Raw genomic sequence first — 17742 nt, 5'->3', positions numbered from 1 at the left:
AGGTCACCTGGCAAACTGGGTGAGGTGACTTCGGCCCCTCAGCGCACCGCGACGGAATCCGGCCCGCCACGTGGCTGTGGGGGCGGGTTGCTGCGCTGGGCGCGACGGCTGATCGTCGGCACGTTGCTGATGGGGTTGGTGCTCGTCAGTGGGACAGCCTTCCGGGTGTGGCAGGTGGCCCGCGTCGACGATTACACGAAGGCCGACGCGATCGTGGTGCTCGGCGCGGCGCAGTACTCGGGAACGCCCTCGTCGGTGTTCGAAGCGCGGCTGGACCGGGCCTACAACTTGTTCAAAGCCGGTGTCGCGCCGCGGGTGATCACCGTCGGCGGCAAGCAGGAGGGGGATCTGTACACCGAGGCCGCCTCCGGCAAGAACTATCTGGAGAACAGGGGTGTTCCCTCCGAAAATATCCTCGCGGTGGAGACCGGTTCGGACACCCTGCGCAGCATCGAAGCGGTCGCGACGGCAATGGACACCCGCGAGCTGTCCTCCGCGGTGCTGGTCAGCGATCCATGGCATTCACTGCGCACCCGAACCATGGCGCGCGACGCTGGGCTCGAGGCCTGGACAGCGCCGACTCGTACCGGACCCGCGGTGTACACCAGGGAGTCACAAGCGCATGGCATCCTGCGCGAGACCGGCGCGTTGCTCTGGTATCAGCTCACCCATTTCTCGGCGGACTTCAAATACACAGCAGGGCAGTGATATTCGATGAGCGACGGCTACACCGAGCACGACAGGGACCGGATGGTCGTCGAGAGAACCAAGACCGCGGGGCTCGGCCCGGCGCGTGCCGAATTCGAAACCGGGCACCGCACCGAATTCGCGCGTGACCGCGCCAGGGTGCTGCATTCGGCGGCACTGCGAAGACTCGCCGACAAAACCCAGGTCATGGGACCGCGCGACGGTGACACCCCGCGCACCCGGCTGACCCATTCGATCGAGGTCGCCCAGATCGGCCGCAGCATCGCCGATGGCCTCGGCTGCGACCCCGACCTTGTCGACTTGGCCGGCCTCGCGCACGACATCGGCCATCCGCCCTACGGCCACAACGGAGAGAAGGCCCTCGACACCTTCGCCGACGCGTACGGCGGCTTCGAGGGCAACGCCCAGAACCTGCGCATCCTCACCCGCCTCGAGCCCAAGGTTCTCGACGCCGACGGCGTCAGCGCGGGCCTCAACCTGACCCGCGCCGCCCTCGACGCCGCCATCAAATACCCCTGGGGCAGAACAGGTCCCGGCACCAAGTTCGGCGCATACGACATCGACACCGACCGCCTCGAATGGGTACGCAAGGGCGCGCCGGACCGCAAGAAGAGCCTCGAATGCCAGATCATGGACTGGTCCGACGACGTCGCCTACTCCGTGCACGATGTCGAAGACGGCGTGATCGCCGGTCGAATCGAGCTGCAAGCCCTCGCCGATCCGTCCGAGCAGGAAGCGCTCGCCCAACTCGGCCACCCGCGGCACCCCACGCTGTCGGTGGACGAACTCGTCGCAGCCGCGCAACGCCTTTCGGAGCTGCCGGTAGTCGCCGCCGTCACCGGCTACGACGGCACTCTCACCAGTTCGGTGGCCCTGAAACGTTTGACCAGCGAACTGGTCGGCCGCTTCGCCACCGCCGCCATCACCGCAACCCGCGGTGTCGCGGGCCCGTCCCCGCTGTCCCGCTACGCCGCCGACCTGGAAATCCCGCGCATAGTCGCGGCCGAAGTCGCCATGCTCAAAACCGTCGCCCTGCGCTACGTCATGTCCGACAAAGTCCACAAACAACGCCAAGCGTCCCAACGCGACCTGATCCTCGAGGTAGCCACCCGCCTCCTCGCCGCCGCCCCCACCCACCTCGACCCGCTACTGCTGCCATGGTGGCAAGCCGCCCCCGACGACACCGCTCGAGTCCGCGTCATCGTCGACCAAATCGCCTCTTACACCGAAAGCCGACTGGAGCGCGTCGCCACCCTGCTCGGCGTATAGAGGTCGAGGGCAGGCGCAACGCGACCTGGCCGCCGCCTACTCGAATCGGTCGGACGAACCCCTGCTCGGTAATTACATCGCGGGAAAGTGGCATGACCAGCCACTGAGTGTGTCAGGTGCGGACTGGCCTAGACTCTCTCCGTGGCCGGACGACTTTCAGATCGCGATATCGCGGCAATACGCGAACGCGTCCGGATCGAGGATGTCGTCGGGGAGTACGTCGCTCTGAAACGGGCGGGCGCGGACTCCGCGAAGGGGTTGTGCCCGTTCCACGACGAGAAATCGCCGTCGTTCCATGTGCGACCTAATCACGGGCTCTACCACTGCTTCGGCTGCGGAGAGGGCGGCGATGTCTTCGCCTTCCTGCAGAAGATCGAGCACATCGGTTTCGTCGAAGCGGTCGAGCAGATGGCCGACCGGCTCGGCTATCAGATCAACTACGAGGGTGGCGGCACCTCGGTGCAGCGCGATCGCGGCACCCGGTCCAGGCTGGTCGCCGCCAACGCGGCCGCGCACGAGTTCTACATGGACAGGCTGCGCGAGCCCGACGCCGAGATGGCGCGCACGTACCTCACCGACCGCAACTTCGACGCCGCCGCCGCCAAGCAATTCGGCTGCGGCTACGCACCCGCGGGCTGGGACGTGCTCACCAAACACCTGCTCCGCAAGGGTTTCGACTTCAAGGAGCTCGAGGCGGCCGGGCTGTCGCGCCAGGGTCAGCGCGGCCCGATCGACCGCTTCCATAGGCGGCTGCTGTGGCCGATCCGCAATCTCGGCGGCGACGTCATCGGCTTCGGCGCGCGCAAGCTCTTCGACGACGACACCATGCCCGGCAAATACATCAATACGCCGGAAACGTTGCTGTACAAGAAGTCTCAGGTGCTGTTCGGTCTCGACCTGGCCAAGCGCGATATCGCCAAGGGGCACCAGGCCGTCGTCGTCGAGGGCTACACCGACGTGATGGCCATGCACCTGGCCGGTGTCAAAACCGCCGTAGCCTCCTGCGGCACCGCCTTCGGTGACGAACACCTCGCGCTGCTGCGCCGGCTGCTGTTGGACGACAACTTCTGGCGCGGCGAGATCATCTACACCTTCGACGGCGACGCGGCGGGCCAGGCGGCGGCGCTGAAAGCCTTCTCCGGCGACCAGAAGCTGGCCGGACAGACCTACATCGCCATCGCCCCCGACGGCCAGGACCCGTGCGAGCTGCGCCAGCACTCCGGCGACGCCGCTGTCCGCGACCTGGTAGCCCGGCGAACCCCGCTCTACCAGTTCGTGATTCGCGGCGTGCTCGCCGAACACGACCTGGACTCCGCCGAAGGGCGGGTGGAGGCGCTCAAGCGTGCCGTCCCGGTGGTCGCACAGATCAAGGACAACGCGCTCCGCAAGATGTATGCGACGAAACTGGCAGGCTGGGTCGGTGAGGACGACATCCAGTCGCTCATCCGCAGGGTCGGCGATGAGGCCAAGCGCACCCGAAATGGTGTGCAGGGCACCGGCAATGGCCCCACTCGCCGCAGTGCGGCTCCTGACCCGGCGAACGCCGGTGTCGTCGATCGGCCCGCAGCGCGCCCCAACCCGAGCGACCCTGTGCTGCTGCCACAGCGCCAGACGCTCGGCGCCGCCCTGCAATACCCCGCGATGGCGGGCCCGCTGTTCGACTCGCTGGAATCCGAGGCCTTCACCCATCCCGCCTACGTGGCAGTGCACGCACTGATCGCCGAAGCGGGCGGTACCGCGGCCGGGCTCGGCGGCGCGGAATGGGTGAACGCCGTCTGCGACGGCACCGACGACCTCACCATGCGCGCACTGGTATCCGAATTATCGGGCGAACCATTGCCAGTGAAAACAGCCAACGGCATTCCACGGTTCATCGCGGGCGTTGTTGCCCGCACCCAAGCGGCCTGGGTCGGCCGTCAGGTCGCCGAGCTGAAATCGAAACTGCAACGAGTGTCCTCGACCGAGGACTCGGAGGCGTACATGACGCTGTTCGGCGACGTGGTCGCGCTCGAGCAATACCGCAAGAGCCTGATGGAACAGGCCATGGGCAACCACGACGACTTCGCTTCGAGCTGAACATCCTCGCGCGGTAGCCGACGGTCGGCTTCAGCCCGACTCGCTCGGCGTCGTGGTGTTGACCGGCGCTTCTGCTGGCTTCAGCGCGAGTTGCTCGGCGTCGTGGTGTTGACCGGCGGTCCCGCTGGCTTCAGCGCGAGTTGCTCGGCGTCGTGGTGTTGACCGGCGGTCCTGCTGGCTTCAGCGCGAGTTGCTCGGCGTCGTGGTGTTGACCGGCGGTCCTGCTGGCTTCAGCGCGAGTTGCTCGGCGTCGTGGTGTTGACCGGCGGTCCCGCTGGCTTCAGCCCGAGTTGCTCAGCGCCACAGTGACAACCCGACAACTCCGCTCGGCTGGGCCAGCGCGACTTGGTCAGCGCCGCAACTGATCCTGCGGAACCAGAATGGTGGTCCGCTCATCCAGCGGCTCCATCGGCTCCAACTGCGGCCGGGTGCTCAACCTATCCGACAGCTTCTGTCTCCCGACGAGCACGAGCTTGCGAGTCACCGGGCTCTCGGTCACAGCACGAGTCGCCGCACTGATCTGCTCATAACGAACCCGCCCAGCCTTCGTGCCGAGCACATACCCAGCAGCGACGCCGATGATCAACCGCAGCATCTCGTAAAGCTCCTCCCAATCGCCTGTCCGCGCCCACCATCCTGCCCGACGCCCCACACCCCTGTCGATCCGGATACCCCCAGCCCCACCCACCCACAGACACGCCGAACTGGACGCATGTCCCCTGGTAGTGACACGATTTGGGAAGCCACGCGCCAATACGCTAAAGTTTCTCCTCGGCGCGCCCCACACGGGCGGGCTAAGGATAGTCCCCTATAGCTCAATTGGCAGAGCAGCCGACTGTTAATCGGCAGGTTTCTGGTTCGAGTCCAGATGGGGGAGCTTTGACCAGGGCGAACGTTACCGTTCGACCCTGGTTTTAGTCGTTTTTGGGGTAGAACGACACGGAAACGACACGCTTTCAGCCCGCGAGGTGGCCCAAGGCCGCCGTGAAGTCGGGTGCTTCGGTGGGTTGGTCGATGTAGTGGCGTTTAGTGACGGAGTCGTTGGCGTGGCCGAGTTGCCGGGCCGCGGCCTGGGGGCCGTACTGGTCGGCGATGAGGGATGCGACGGTCTTGCGGAAGGTCTTGGGGGTGACCCAGGCGAACTGCTCGCCGCGTGCTTGGCGCCACAGGCGGTTGAAGTTGTGGGGATCCCAGATGCCGCCGTCACGGTTGGGGAAGACCAGGTCCAGGTCGTTGTCGACTGCTTCGGCCTTGACCCGGCGGAGGGTGTCGACGACGAATTGGGGGAGCACGACTGTCCGGTAGCCGGAGTCGGTCTTGGTCCATTCTTGGCGTATGAGTCCTTTGCCTTTGATGCGGATGATGGTGCCGGAGAAGGTGATCCGTGCCGGCTTGCTTTCGAGATCGACATCACACCAGCGCATGGCGAGCGCTTCGCCGGGGCGTGGACCGGTTCCGAGTTCGACGTCGGCGACGTCCAGGACCCTCGGATTGCGTTTGGGACCGTAGGTGTAGGCGGGCGCGCCATCGAGTGGCTTACCGTCCACCCACCCCTGAAGCTGGGTTCGCAGCTCTGCCAGAGTTTCGAGATCGGCCGCACGCGGCTTCTGACGCTTGCGGGGAAGGTCTGCGACCTCGCGGACGGGGTTGCGGTCGATCGCGTCGTGACGGACAGCCATGCTCATCATCTCCGACAGGATGACCCGCTGCCGCCGCGCTTTCTCCCGGTGTCCATTGAGCACAATCCGCTTCAGGTGGGCATCGATGCGGGAGGTCGTGGCCTCCCACACCCGCAGGCCGCCGAGCGCTGATTTGATCTTGACGGTCCCTTTGCTCGCCCTGCAATCGATGGAAACCTCGATCTCCATCCGGTACAGGTCCAGCGACTGCTCGGTAATACCTTCTTGCAGAACCTTTTCCGCTAGCCACAGGTCCGCCAGGTCGGCGAGCTTCGTGTCCCGGGTGATCAGTCGACCACGACCTCCAGTGCGCTGAGTGAGCGATGCACGCAGGGTGCCTTCAGCCCGGCCCTTGGTGGTTCCGAACCTGTGCACGGGGCGGGTAATGCCATCGTCGTCTCGGTAGCGCGTGGTGGCACGCCAGCTTCCGTTCGGCTGCCGCTTGGAAGTGATCCGGCCGTAGGTGCCGAGTGGAAGCGATTGCCTGGACATCGGTGTCCTTCCTGTGGGTGGGTGGTCGTTGGGCTGCCGCGTGACCGTGATCGGACCGGATGGCCATCGGGACGCGAGGAGTTTGCGTAGATCGGTGAAACATCGAGCGGGGATCGAGCCCGTCGATTTCTGATGGCCGAACCCACCGCACAAACTGCTATATCCCAGCAGCGCAGCACAAGGCTCGATTGATTGCTGAAAAGTAGCTGAATGAGGTGTATTTGTACTCAATGGTCCCGCTGGCGGCCTCGCTCTTGCCTCGTTGCTGGTCGCCGTCGCGGGGGTTGTGCCCGATCGGTCGACTCATCGGCTCCGGGCCGCCCACTCTTGTCGAGTTGGTCCTGCTCCCACTCGAGTAGATCGCTCAACCGATACCGTCGGTAGCGCCCTATCCGTGCGTATCTGGGGCCCCGCCCAGCGGAGGCCCAGACCGCGAGCGTCTTCGCGGGAATCTTGAGGCGTGCGGCCAGTTCGTCGGTGCTCAGCCACACGTCATCGGGGTTCATCCGAGCCCCTGGAGGGCGGCGATTCTGTCGTGCAGTCCTACATCTGGCCTGATCGGATGAGTCTGCTGCAGAGATGAATTCGATTGCCGTCTACGCCATACGTAGTGGTAGTTGTTCTCGTACAAGGAGATTGCCAAGCGACGGAGGGGTGAATACATACGGTACTCATTTCTGAGCCGGTCCGCGATTCTCCCTACTCCATGAAACACCAAATTCCACATCCGCACCAGGGCTTTGACAGGCCGGCACGTTCGCATCCCCTGACCCGCTCTCCAAGGCGGAAGGCGACGTATCCAGGAAACCCAGAGCGCGGCCATCATGACGCGGGTCCCCCAGATGCGGCGCTACTGCGCGCGGTGTGGGACCAGGAAGAACAACTGCAACCTCGAATCATTTTGCGCTCCTAGTGAATCCGCACTTGATGGTCGCTGGCAGCAACCTCCACTGTTGCCGCCAGCCTTCTGGCACACCGGCCAGATGTGTGATGCCAGCTCGCCACCTGGCACATGGGCCGGGTGATCTTCGCCTACCGCACTGCGCCCGTTCCACGGCCGTGCTCTGCCGCGATTGAGTCGCTCAACGCCACGTATCGGCGCGCAATCAAGCCCGTGGGTACTTACCGTCCGAGCAGGCCGCGCTGAAATGCCTGTACCTGGTGACCTGTTCACTGGATCCGACCGGGCGGGGCAGGGCACGATGGGCACTGAGGTGGAAGCCAGGCGCTTAACGCGTCCGCTATCACTTTCGAAGGTCGGATCACTCCGACCTGTAGCTAGCCAACGCCGGGACCAGATCCACGGTGGCACACGGGGCCTGGCGCGGGGATGGCGCCGACAAGAACCCGGATGTCGTCGTGGACTTGGATACTGGCGAGGTGTATGTGAAGCTCCCCGGCGGTGAAGTGTCCGAAGACAGCGTCGGAAACATTCTCGACGGGTTGGATGAGTGACGTGGACAAAAGTCGGCGAGAGACGATAAAGGAGTACGAGGACAGGTGGATCATGCAGCCTCTGCGTGGGAGCCGTGTCGTTCGTACTACTTGGCTGCATGAACAGGTCGAATTCGAGACGGACACGCCATTCCGGATAGTTGTCGGATACGGAGCCGAGATGGCGCCACGCGCTATTGCCGAAGACGCGCCTGAACGTCACATGATCAGCCACTGGACAAGAGCCGAAGTTGAACGCAATGTCTCCGCGCCGATTCTCTCACCGGTATTTTTCAAGTCTGGAAGCCTGCGGCTCGGATTAGGGAACGGTTGGAAACTCTTCGTCTCCAAACGGCACCCTCATGTGACAGCCACTGTCTTCTTCGGTGACACCCTGATGTGGAATCGATCCGGCATGCTCTCCCCGGCAGGATTTTCCGTGGTCACGCTCGACCCGTGGACCGGACAGCGAATCGACGCTCCACCGTGGCCGCCACGTCCAGAAGATCTCGACATCGACACAGACTCAGACGACATCAACGGGTGAACGGTCCGGGGCGAGCATCTTGAAACGCCAGCTCACCGAATCCGAAGCTGGACAGACGAAATCGTGCGACTCGACCTGGCCGTGACCTTAATAATTGCAAACGTGTCGACAGGACTGGGTGGCACCACCACCAGCCAATACAAAGTGGTGACCTACCGATTCGGGGGCGTCATCACCATGTATCCGATCCCTCGCAGGAGAATCAGTGGGAATTGCCGTATTTATTCAGAACCAAATCCATGAACAAGTTACGGAAGCTGCCGGGTATGCGTCAAAGACGCTTGACGAGGTGATTTCGCAGGCGCCGTTAGATTCATTGATGCGGGGAATAAGCAAACACGCAGACACAATGTTCAACACCACCCAGCTCAATTCCTTTATCGACGAAATTTCCTCCTTGACGCCCAAGAACGACAGCGAGCGCGAACTGTTCACCGTCTTACGCGACGCCGCCGAATCGGCGATCCGGCAACGTGGATACCTGTGGTTCAGCGGAGACTGAGGGCCCCACGGTCCAGCTTCCAATGTCGCGCGCATCCTCCACGGTTCACACCCGCTGCGGGGCGGTCGCGTTGGGCCTCGACAGCGACATCTCGATCGCCTCGCAGATTCCGCTCAACTACCGCCGAGACCGGCGAACGCCGACAGTCCTCGGAGACCTCCAATGACTACGAGTCCGCGCAGGGCTGGTACGCGCTGGCCGACATGTTCGGTCTGGGCGAGGTGCGGAGGTCCCACAGCGCGGCGCATGGCAGCACTGGTAGATCGTCACGCACCTCGTCATCCACAGTCACCAAGAACTCCGGAAACTCCTGCGCCAGTTCATCAGCCACGCTTTGCGCCTGTTCCGCGCCGGCTTGGTAATCCAGGCAGAGCGCGCCCGATTCAATGTGGATGTGTCGGATACGCCGAGGCAGCTCCATGCCCATCACCGCGGTTTGGTCAGGCTCAGCACTACCCGGCCCGCCCCGATCAAGGTGTCTTGCGCGGCAGCTTTCCTCGGGCACTGCATCGCTCGGCAGGCCACATGAATCTGCATGACTCGTGAGCTTGAGGAACAGTGAACGGCACGAGCGGTGCCCGGTGGGCCGCTGGATGACAGAGTGCGACAGCCTGATACATAGCAAGGGAGTACATGGCCGGATTCCTTCTGGTTATGCGACTTCGGTCCAGCTACCAGCCTGTGTTTCGGGCCGTGCAGGGGCTATACCGCCAGGTCGCGGGCCGCTATACGTCCGACGTATAGTCCGCCGGTTGTCGGGGGGATTAGGCTCGGTTCGTTTCAGAGGCGGAGCCATAAAAGGCCAGGTCAGCGGAATAAATGGATGGAAGGAATTCCCCGGTAGCATGACGACAACCGAGTCCGATCAGCAGGTAAAGCCACAGCGGCACAAGGTGACCGGTGATGTTCATCTGGTTCTGCGCCGCGGTGACAACGTGCTCTACGGTCGGCGCCAGAACACCGGCTTCGAGGATGGCGCATGGCACCTGCCCTCGGGTCACCTGGAGGCCGATGAATCCGTCATTGCCGCTCTGATCCGCGAGGCCGAGGAGGAGATCGGGGTTGTGATCAAGCCGGAAGATGTGCAGTTCAGCCACATCATGCACAACTCATCGTCGGGTGGGCGGGTCGCTTTCTTCTTCGTCGTGACGAACTGGCAGGGCGAGCCGACCAATCGGGAGCCGGATAAGTGCAGCGCCCTGGACTGGTTTGCGGTGGATAAGTTGCCCGACCATATGATCGCCTACTGCCGAACGGCGATGAAGCATATCGGCGTGGGATCGCCCTTCTCGACATTCGGCTGGTAGGAATCAGCAGAGTGCCCGGATGCCAAGCGGCTTCCGGGCGCTGCTTCACTCAACCGAATCCTGCTGTTTCAGAACAGCTTCCATTCCTCCAACTGCCCGATCACTTCCTGAAGTCGTTCGGGGCTCATCCGCTTCTGGTCAACCTCGTCAGCAGATTCCTGCTTCGCCCCGTATTGCCACCATGCCTCGCGGGTTTTGCGGTCCATCACCAGAAAGCGGTCCTTGATGGCGGGACCGCGGATAACGAGGCTCGCGGTGTAGGGCTCGGCCACCACGGCATGCACCATGCTGTGGTGCAGGGCGTAGCTGATGCCGACCGGTTCCTCGCGCGCTTGCAGCACTGGCAACTTCGCTGGGTCGATCTGCTCGTCCAGCTCCGCGTTGCCGAATAAGAAGTGCCGATACTGGCCGCGCAGGATGCGGCTGGCATATGACCATCGGTGGTTGTGCGGCCGGTCGAAATAGCCAGGAAGGAAGACGTGCAGCCGGATGCGCACGCCTGGGTCGTCCTCGCTGTGCAGCACGATCTTGTCCAAGATGTCGTAGTGCTCGCACATGGCCAGCAGGTCCGGCCGGTTGGGCAGATCGTCAAGCCGTGTGCGCACAATTCGAGGTTCGGCAGCGAGTTCGTTCAAGGCTTCGCGGCAGTTGAGTTCAACGTCGTCGATGTCGTTCCAGTCGATCCAGCACAGGTTTTCCGCGATGCGGTCCATCTCGTCCATTGGGTCCTCATTCCTCGGGCTTGGCGCTGGATTTCCACAACCGGCAGACCGGCACGATGTCGTCATAGGCGGTGCATGATGCACTGCCTATCACCAGTTCCTCGGCCGGGCATCCGCCTTGGCAGGCGCTGGCTTTGCAACCGCCACAGGAACTTTCGGCGAGGGCGCTGGTGAACAGATCGAATTCATTGACACCGTGGTTGAGCTGTACCTGGCCATCGACCATCTGGGCGAAGAACAGATCCGTGTCGAATAGGAAGGAGCAGACGTAACAGCGGCCATCGGGGAAGATCGAGATTCGATCGAGTGTGCGGCCGATACATCCTTGGTAGCCCTCAGTGGCGTAACGCTCCATCTGGTCACGTCGGGCGTAGGTGGGTTGGTACCAGACGCGCGTGTTGTACTGCGGCGCGACCTCATTGAGGCGATCACAGAACGTCACCCATTCCAGCGGGTTCATCGCCATCTCCGCGTTGCCGTGTCCCGTGCCGATGGTCGAGAAGACATGGAACTTCACCAGGCTGACACCGAGGTGATCGGCGATGCCGAGCAACTGCAGCACGTCACGCTCGTTCGACTTGTTGACCGTGCAGATGATGCGGGTGTCGAATCCGCGTCGGGTCAGCTCGGCCGTCGTTTCCAACGCCGACGTGAACGTACCCGCACCGCGAATAGCGTCATGGCTCTCACCGCTGCCGCCGTCCAAACTGACTTGGATGTAGGCGAAATCGTCGGGTTCGAGTTGCCGGAACCGTCGCAAGGCGGGCTTCTGGGCATTGGTGGTCGTGATGACGTACCCGTACCCGAGTTTCCGGCTGAGCCGGATCACTTCGCAGTAGTGCGGGTGCAGCGTCGGTTCGCCACCGAGGATGGTCAGTTTGTCGCCGCCCATCCGTCGCCAGGTGGAGAGTGTTTCCACGATCTGCGGCAGCGGCATTTTCAGCGCCCGATCGAGCCGTTCGCCCATATAGCAGTGCTCGCAGCGCAGTTGGCAGGCTTCGGTGATGTAGAGGTAGACGTTGCGGAAGCGGCCGTAGGCGACACGGTCGATGCGATCTGGCTCGGGCAGGTTGCCGCCGCGTGGCATCCGAGCATGGCCGTAGCCGTCACTGTTCGTTCTCAGACTTGGAAGAGGCAGATCTACGGTGGTCATAACGAGACACTCCGGGAGATAAGTAGCGGGGCAAGGAGATTCGCTGCTCCGTCGATGGTGTTGGTGGTATCGAGTTGGGTGACTCTGATACCGGATTCGGCAAACCCGGCACGGATTCCGGCTGCCGTCAGGTGGTAGCGCTGCATCCGTGCTTTGAACAGACGAGGCGAATCGCCGCGACGGGGATGCAGCAGCCCGCGACACTGAGCGCACTTCCAGTCGTCGTCATCGGACGGAATCGCCGGCAGGCGAGGATCGGAGATGGGATCACGCTCGCAGCGGTGGCAGACCCTCCGGTTCCTCGACCGCTGTTTCAACGTCTTGGCGTCCGTCAGGAGTTCAATCGACTCGATGTGACAGCTCGGTGCCACCGATCGGACTGTGGAGAGCAGTTGGTCGACCTGGCTGCCTGATCCCGGGAAGTTATCTAGCAGCACGGTGTGGATGCCGGGATTGGTGTTGGCGGCGGTGAAGTAAGAGTGCACCGCCTCCATCACGGTGAACTCATCGATCCACCCGAGTCGTTCACTGCTGGTGGCGGTTGCCGCCAAGACCTCCTTCGATACATGTTCCCGCAGACGGAAGACCTGGCGCCCAGGCTCCGATCCGAGACACAAGGTGAGTGTGGTTTTACCAGCGGCTGGCGGGCCAAATATGGGGACTACTAGGGACAATGCCACGGCCTACCCCTTTCCTAGCGGCTACTTCTAGAGACTCGCCAAGGTTGGGCCGAGGTGGCGAAAACGGCCACGACAAGGGCGTATGCGGGGTATGTACGAAACGTATAGTCGTTGGTGTCAAGCCCTGGTACGTTCACGCGACCAAGGCGGAAAGGCGAAAAATCCCCCGGACACCCACGGAGCGGCCATCATGACGCGGGTACCCCAGATACAGCGTTACTGCGCGCGGTGTGGGACCAGGTTGAACAACTACAACCTCGAATCATTCTGCGCTCCTTGCGAATCCGCATCCCGCGATCAGCGGCAACAACCGCCACTCTTGCCGCCGGCCTTCTGGAAGGCCGACCAGATGCATGACGCGCTCGCCACCTGGCACATGGGCCGGGTGATCTTCGCCTACCGCACGCACCCTTTCCATGGCCGTGCCCTGCCGCAGGAACTCGTTGCCAACTGGCTTGGGCTGACACAGGCGCAGCTCAGTCGGATCGAAAAAGGTCCGGCACCGGAACAACTCTCGAAACTTATCCGGTGGGCCGAAACGTTAGCTGTCCCGCCGGAGCTGCTGTGGTTCAAGCTGCCCGCAGGTTCCGGCGCTACGCTCGACCATGTGAACCGCCAGGAATTTGTCCGTGCCGCGCTGAGCGTCACGGTGGCGGCAGCGACGCAGCAGCCGCTCCTGGACCTGCTGGGCAAGATCGAACCGACATCGATACCGTCGATGGTTGGCCTGACCGAAATCGAACAGGTGCGCACGGCCGCGCGCGAGTTCAGTTCGTGGGATCACACCTACGGTGGTGGGCTGGTACGAGAGGCCGTATCCGCCCAACTGCGCTACGCCGTGAACCTACTGGGTGCCCACTGTGCGGGGAAGCACCGGATGGAGCTTCATAGTGCCGTCGGCTTCCTCGGGCACACGGCAGGCTTCATGGCCTTCGATGCGTATGCGCACACGGATGCCCGCAGCATGTTCCAGCTCGGCCTCACTTGTGCCGAAGAAGTTGGTGACTGGCACCTGCGCGGCAAAGTGCTGTCTTCGATGGCACGGCAAGCCATCTGGTGCGGCCATCCTGACGACGGTCTGACCTTCATCGAGCTGGCCATGGTGCGTGCCGATCGACTGACCGCAACCGAACGCGCCATGTTGCACTCTGCCCGAGCACGGGCACTGGCCAAGCTGCATCGGACCGAAGAAGCCGTCCGTGCTGTCGGCCAGGCCGATGAGGAATTCGCGAGCGCCTCGCCAAACAACGATCCGCCCTGGATGGCTTACTACGACGTGGCCCAACACTCCGGCGACACCGGTCACGCCCTGTTTGACGTGGCGCTCGATGGCCACTTTGCCACTGATGCTCGCTCCCGACTGAATGCCGCAGTTGCCGGGCATACCGCCGCGTTCGTTCGCTCGCGTGCGATTTCGGGCATAAAGCTGGCATCGCTCACTATGGCCACCGGTGATCCGTTAGAAGCGGCAACGTTCGGCCAGGCAGCTTTGGCCGATGCCGGAACTCTGCGTTCCCGTCGCGCCGCTGATGATCTGCGCGAGCTTCGCACGTTCGCTCAGCCGCATACCCGCATCACTGAGGTCGAGGAGTTGCACGTCCAGATCGACCGCACGTTGGTTCCCGCATGAGCAAGGCTGTCGAGACTGACTGGCTGACGATCGTGCGGTCGGCTGGTGCCAAAGTTGGACTGGATGTCGATCAAGCCGATCCCATTCAGGTCAGTGAAAATGCCATCTACCGGCTGCCGGGATGCGTTGTTGCCAGGGTGAGTCGACCCGGCCAACTGGCCGCAGCGCGGCGGGAAGTGAACGTTGCTCGGTGGCTAGAGGCCTCCGGTGTCTCAGCCGTGCAGGTTGTCCCGAATGTTGACCAGCCAGTGGATATAGGTGGCCGGGCAGTCACCTTCTGGCGCGAACTCCCGTCGCACCATCACGGCACGCCGACGCAGGTGGCCGCAGTGCTCGAGCAGCTGCACCGGCTGTCTATCCCGGCCAGTTTCGATCTCGGCGAAGTAGCGCCATTCATACGACTGGAAGATCGGATCGAAGCTGCCCACGGCTTGAGCGACGAGGATCGGCGGTGGCTGCGTGCGCATCTCGCCGAACTGCAGCAGCGGTGGGAGGATCTGCCAAAGGGCCTGCCTTGGTGCGTGATTCATGGTGACGCCTGGGTCGGCAACTTAGCTGCCACGGACGACGGCCAGGTTGTCCTGCTAGATCTGGAACGAACCTCGATCGGGCCACCGGAATGGGATCTGGTGCACACGGCGATCAAGGGGACGTCGTTCGGCTGGATTACCGCGGAGCAGTACGCGGAATTCTGTGACGTGTACGGGCACGATGTCACGGAGTGGGAAGGCTTCGAACTGCTCCGCGATATCCGGGAGTTCCGGATGACCACGATGGCCGTGCAGGCAGCATCGAACAGGCCGGCGCTTCGAGAGCAGGCAGAGCGCCGGCTGGCATGTATCCGAGGCGAGCGCGGGCCACGGCCGTGGTCGGGGTGGAAGGCACTGGAATGAGCGAGGGTTCGACATCGATCACAACCTCTGCTGGATATTGACGGCGAGGCTCATATTGTCCACTGGGGCGAACGGGAGGGACTGATGATCGAAACGACACTGCTGGAGAAGTTGACGGATGCGGCCGAACGCGACGGGGTGCAACAGTTGGTCGTCGGCGCCGTCGTCCAAAACGAGGGGAAAGTGCTTCTACTGCAGCGACCGATCGACGACTTCATGGGCGGCATCTGGGAATTGCCCAGCGGCAAAGTCGATCCTGGCGAGACGGTCGGCCACACTCTGATCCGCGAGGTCAAGGAAGAGACTGGCCTCGACATCGCGAAGGTCCGAGATTACTTGGGCGAGTTCGACTATCAATCTGGCAGTGGCAGGAAGAGTCGACAGTTCAACTTCACTGTCGATGTAGTGGACCCGGAGCCAGTCGAGCTGACCGAGCACGACGCCTACACCTGGACCAGCCTGACCGAAGAGCCGCCCGTCACTGAGGCTGTGATGGGAGTCTTGCTGCGGTATCGGGAAATGCGTTAGCCGTGGTCGGTCGGGCTGCATCTGACCACGTCCAGAATCGGTTGGTCAAGCTGATAGCCGAACCGAAGAACTCGCGAATGTCGGTGTAGTGGCCGAGTTGCGTGACCGTATGAGGCCGGTGAGGTAGCGACGGCATAGGAGGAGCTGAGTGGTGCGTATCGGGGTCACCGGGCATATGAACATCACCGAAGACACCGCGCCGCTGGTGTAGAAGGCGATCAGCGAGCTCCTTGCCGGTGAAGAAGTCTCGGGCGAACTGGTAGGTGTCAGTTGTATTGCCCGCGGCGCGGACTCGGTATTCGCGCAGGCGGTGCTCGACGTCGGCGGGCAACTCGAGGTTGTGCTGCCCCCGCAGAACTACCGTGAGCGGAAGGTGAAGCCGGACCATGCCGCGCTATTCGACAGCTTGCTCGGCCGCGCGGGCACCGTGCGTGTCATGGATTTCGATGACGCTGGTAGGGAAGCGTACGAAGCTGCCAATGAAGCAATGTTGTCGTCCTGCGATCGTTTAGTCGCGGTATGGGATGGCGGGGCAGGGGGGAAGGGTGGCACGGGTGCGGTGGTCGAGTTGGCTCGCACGCGTGATGTTCCCGTTGATGTCGTGTGGCCCGAAGGTGCTGCGCGCAAACAAGGTTGACTCAGCAAGGGAATCGGTATCCAGCGGACGAAAGGCCGTAGCAATGGGCAGGATCAAGTACTGCATCGATCCCAAAGCTCCCAAGGTGAACGCTCTCATCCCGGTCGGCGATCTGCTTGCCGTGGATGACACCGGCGCGATCCGGTTGCAGCTACGCCGCGATATCGGACAGTGGGCACTGCCGGTCGGCGCCCAGGATATCGGCGAGACCGCTGCCCAATGTGCGATCAGGGAAGACGGGGATCGTCGCTGAGATCACTGTATTCCTAGGTGTTTACACCACCCGCACCACACCGTGGCGTACACCCATGACGAGATTCGTCCGCAGTACGAGTACGCGTGCGTTGGTCAGCCCGTGCGGCGGTGAGCCGACGACGCCGACGTGTTTGTTCAACCTGCAGATCTTGATCGGTACGATATTCATTCGAGCATGCGTCAGCACGTCGGCTATTACGTGGCTGGGAAGGCTCTCAGCGCCTCGTGCCTGTGGTGCGGTTGAATCACCGTCCGGCGAGTTCTCAGCTACGTCGGCCACACACCGTGGGAGTGCGTCAAGGGCAGTACCATCAGATTCGCGCGCCTTTTTCGAGATTGCATTTGCGGCACAGAATTTGGAGGTTTCCGACGCTCGTCGCGCCACCTCGACTCAACGGTATGACGTGATCGAACTCGAGGTAGTGGCTGTCACCACATTGGCAACACTTGCCGTCATCTCTTTGCCAGACCTCGGCTTTGATGTTCGGCGGTATCGAGCGGGTGTCCCGTTGCCCTGGAGCAAGTACGAGCCGCTTCGCGATCCGTAGTGCTCCTTCGAGCACAGCGGCAACATATTCAGGGTCTGCAACGCTGTATGTCCCACCGCCGCGGGCCGTAGTCGCGGAGATAATGACGTTGCCGTACTCGCTCGCTATCGAGACAATTTTCGCCCATGGAAGCTCGGTACCCGCTCCCGCCCCGACGAATCGGAGCTTCTTGCTGCTGCCGATCAGCCTGCCGCTGTTGTGCCGCGGTCCGCTGGCGGTGTATTTGATTTGTACTGCATTGACGTCGATGTACGGTGTTTCGTCAGCTTCCAGATGTAGGTCCGATCGTTGTACGCGGGGCAGCTCACCTGCACGAACCTGGGTTAGTGATCGGCCTCGGAGCAGACGCTGTCGAAGTTCATCGACGCGTGGTTGGGCGGGGCCCAGATCAGCAGCCGATTGAAGATCAGTCACCGCTTGCTGGAAGCTGTCCAATTCGTGTTGCTCGATTTCGTCATCGGCGAACGCGAAGGTTACGACCCGCTCCAGATAGGCGATCGCAAGCGGCCGCAATGCTTCCCGGCCGCTTGTTTCGTGGATCCGCTGGAAGCGGAGGGCGAGCCATAGCTCGTTCCATCCCGTGCCGTGCGGACCGGAGGCGGTCAGCACCTGCCACGCCTGGAACCGCCACATTTCCATGAATCCGTTTACGTCGGACTCACACCAGCGGCACGGCGGCGGG

20 protein-coding genes, 1 tRNA gene and 1 pseudogene are annotated in these 17742 nt (G+C 62.8%); 13 read left to right on the top strand and 9 right to left on the bottom strand.

The annotated features are described in order from the left end of the window. Positions 1-24: 24 nt before the first annotated feature. From ACLMAJ_RS24805 to dnaG, 3 genes are all read left to right on the top strand, one after another. On the top strand, positions 25-708 hold the full coding sequence (locus ACLMAJ_RS24805; protein WP_412016224.1) for a YdcF family protein: 684 nt from the start codon (positions 25-27) through the stop codon (positions 706-708). A gap of 6 nt (positions 709-714) precedes the next feature. Next, entirely contained in the window at positions 715-1977 is a 1263-nt protein-coding gene (locus tag ACLMAJ_RS24800; RefSeq protein WP_412016223.1) for a deoxyguanosinetriphosphate triphosphohydrolase, read from the top strand. A gap of 141 nt (positions 1978-2118) precedes the next feature. Beyond that, entirely contained in the window at positions 2119-4053 is a 1935-nt protein-coding gene (dnaG, locus tag ACLMAJ_RS24795) for a DNA primase (protein ID WP_412016222.1), read from the top strand. A 349-nt stretch (positions 4054-4402) separates the two neighbouring features. On the opposite strand, the gene ACLMAJ_RS24790 is transcribed toward dnaG, so the two are convergent. Continuing rightward, entirely contained in the window at positions 4403-4648 is a 246-nt protein-coding gene (locus ACLMAJ_RS24790) for a hypothetical protein (protein WP_412016221.1), read from the bottom strand. A gap of 209 nt (positions 4649-4857) precedes the next feature. Here ACLMAJ_RS24790 and ACLMAJ_RS24785 point away from each other — a divergent pair. Continuing rightward, positions 4858-4930, top strand: a tRNA-Asn gene (locus ACLMAJ_RS24785). Between the two features lie 79 nt (positions 4931-5009). Here ACLMAJ_RS24785 and ACLMAJ_RS24780 read toward each other — a convergent pair. Continuing rightward, positions 5010-6224: a tyrosine-type recombinase/integrase gene (locus ACLMAJ_RS24780; RefSeq protein WP_412016220.1), complete on the bottom strand. Its 1215-nt coding sequence runs from the start codon at positions 6222-6224 to the stop codon at positions 5010-5012. 227 nt (positions 6225-6451) lie between these two features. Beyond that, positions 6452-6730: a helix-turn-helix domain-containing protein gene (locus tag ACLMAJ_RS24775; protein WP_412016219.1), complete on the bottom strand. Its 279-nt coding sequence runs from the start codon at positions 6728-6730 to the stop codon at positions 6452-6454. Between the two features lie 554 nt (positions 6731-7284). Between ACLMAJ_RS24775 and ACLMAJ_RS24770 the strand changes: the two are divergent. From ACLMAJ_RS24770 to ACLMAJ_RS24760, 3 genes and pseudogenes are all read left to right on the top strand, one after another. Continuing rightward, positions 7285-7506 (top strand): annotated as a pseudogene (locus tag ACLMAJ_RS24770) (transposase); the annotation flags it as partial. 333 nt (positions 7507-7839) lie between these two features. After that, positions 7840-8205 carry a hypothetical protein gene (locus ACLMAJ_RS24765; RefSeq protein ID WP_412016218.1) on the top strand — a complete coding sequence of 122 codons (366 nt, stop codon included), beginning with the start codon at positions 7840-7842 and terminating at the stop codon, positions 8203-8205. A gap of 205 nt (positions 8206-8410) precedes the next feature. Next, positions 8411-8707 (top strand): hypothetical protein, encoded by a 297-nt coding sequence (locus ACLMAJ_RS24760; protein ID WP_412016217.1) that lies wholly within the window; start codon positions 8411-8413, stop codon positions 8705-8707. Between the two features lie 166 nt (positions 8708-8873). On the opposite strand, the gene ACLMAJ_RS24755 is transcribed toward ACLMAJ_RS24760, so the two are convergent. Continuing rightward, complete coding sequence (locus ACLMAJ_RS24755; RefSeq protein WP_412016216.1) at positions 8874-9038, bottom strand: hypothetical protein; 165 nt, start codon at positions 9036-9038, stop codon at positions 8874-8876. A 514-nt stretch (positions 9039-9552) separates the two neighbouring features. Here ACLMAJ_RS24755 and ACLMAJ_RS24750 point away from each other — a divergent pair. After that, positions 9553-10014 carry an NUDIX hydrolase gene (locus tag ACLMAJ_RS24750; RefSeq protein WP_412016215.1) on the top strand — a complete coding sequence of 154 codons (462 nt, stop codon included), beginning with the start codon at positions 9553-9555 and terminating at the stop codon, positions 10012-10014. 68 nt (positions 10015-10082) lie between these two features. Here ACLMAJ_RS24750 and ACLMAJ_RS24745 read toward each other — a convergent pair whose 3' ends face one another. Genes ACLMAJ_RS24745 through ACLMAJ_RS24735 form a run of 3 tightly spaced genes read right to left on the bottom strand, consistent with a single transcriptional unit; the run spans position 10083 to position 12440 of the window. After that, positions 10083-10736: a hypothetical protein gene (locus tag ACLMAJ_RS24745; RefSeq protein ID WP_412016214.1), complete on the bottom strand. Its 654-nt coding sequence runs from the start codon at positions 10734-10736 to the stop codon at positions 10083-10085. Positions 10737-10743: 7 nt separating this feature from the next. Beyond that, positions 10744-11889 (bottom strand): radical SAM protein, encoded by a 1146-nt coding sequence (locus ACLMAJ_RS24740; protein WP_412016213.1) that lies wholly within the window; start codon positions 11887-11889, stop codon positions 10744-10746. After that, on the bottom strand, positions 11886-12440 hold the full coding sequence (locus tag ACLMAJ_RS24735) for a hypothetical protein (RefSeq protein WP_412016211.1): 555 nt from the start codon (positions 12438-12440) through the stop codon (positions 11886-11888). The genes ACLMAJ_RS24740 and ACLMAJ_RS24735 overlap by 4 nt, the downstream gene beginning before the upstream one ends. Before the next feature lie 370 nt (positions 12441-12810). Between ACLMAJ_RS24735 and ACLMAJ_RS24730 the strand changes: the two genes are divergently transcribed. From ACLMAJ_RS24730 to ACLMAJ_RS24710, 5 genes are all read left to right on the top strand, one after another. Then, entirely contained in the window at positions 12811-14199 is a 1389-nt protein-coding gene (locus ACLMAJ_RS24730) for a helix-turn-helix domain-containing protein (RefSeq protein ID WP_412016210.1), read from the top strand. Then, a complete protein-coding gene (locus ACLMAJ_RS24725) occupies positions 14196-15092 on the top strand; it encodes a phosphotransferase family protein (protein ID WP_412016209.1) in 897 nt (298 codons plus the stop codon). The genes ACLMAJ_RS24730 and ACLMAJ_RS24725 overlap by 4 nt, the downstream gene beginning before the upstream one ends. Positions 15093-15176: 84 nt before the next feature. Beyond that, positions 15177-15620 (top strand): NUDIX domain-containing protein, encoded by a 444-nt coding sequence (locus ACLMAJ_RS24720; RefSeq protein WP_412016208.1) that lies wholly within the window; start codon positions 15177-15179, stop codon positions 15618-15620. Positions 15621-15930: 310 nt separating this feature from the next. Beyond that, positions 15931-16257 carry a hypothetical protein gene (locus ACLMAJ_RS24715; RefSeq protein ID WP_412016207.1) on the top strand — a complete coding sequence of 109 codons (327 nt, stop codon included), beginning with the start codon at positions 15931-15933 and terminating at the stop codon, positions 16255-16257. A 43-nt stretch (positions 16258-16300) separates the two neighbouring features. Continuing rightward, entirely contained in the window at positions 16301-16510 is a 210-nt protein-coding gene (locus tag ACLMAJ_RS24710; protein WP_412016206.1) for an NUDIX hydrolase, read from the top strand. A gap of 21 nt (positions 16511-16531) precedes the next feature. Here ACLMAJ_RS24710 and ACLMAJ_RS24705 read toward each other — a convergent pair whose 3' ends face one another. Continuing rightward, positions 16532-16681: a hypothetical protein gene (locus ACLMAJ_RS24705; protein WP_412016205.1), complete on the bottom strand. Its 150-nt coding sequence runs from the start codon at positions 16679-16681 to the stop codon at positions 16532-16534. 142 nt (positions 16682-16823) lie between these two features. After that, positions 16824-17742 (bottom strand): HNH endonuclease (locus tag ACLMAJ_RS24700; RefSeq protein WP_412016204.1); only part of this gene is annotated, 919 nt, incomplete at its 5' end.

This window comes from Nocardia arseniciresistens, assembly GCF_046764875.1.
GTDB lineage: Bacteria > Actinomycetota > Actinomycetes > Mycobacteriales > Mycobacteriaceae > Nocardia > Nocardia arseniciresistens.
This window is presented reverse-complemented; position numbering and strand designations above follow the sequence as displayed.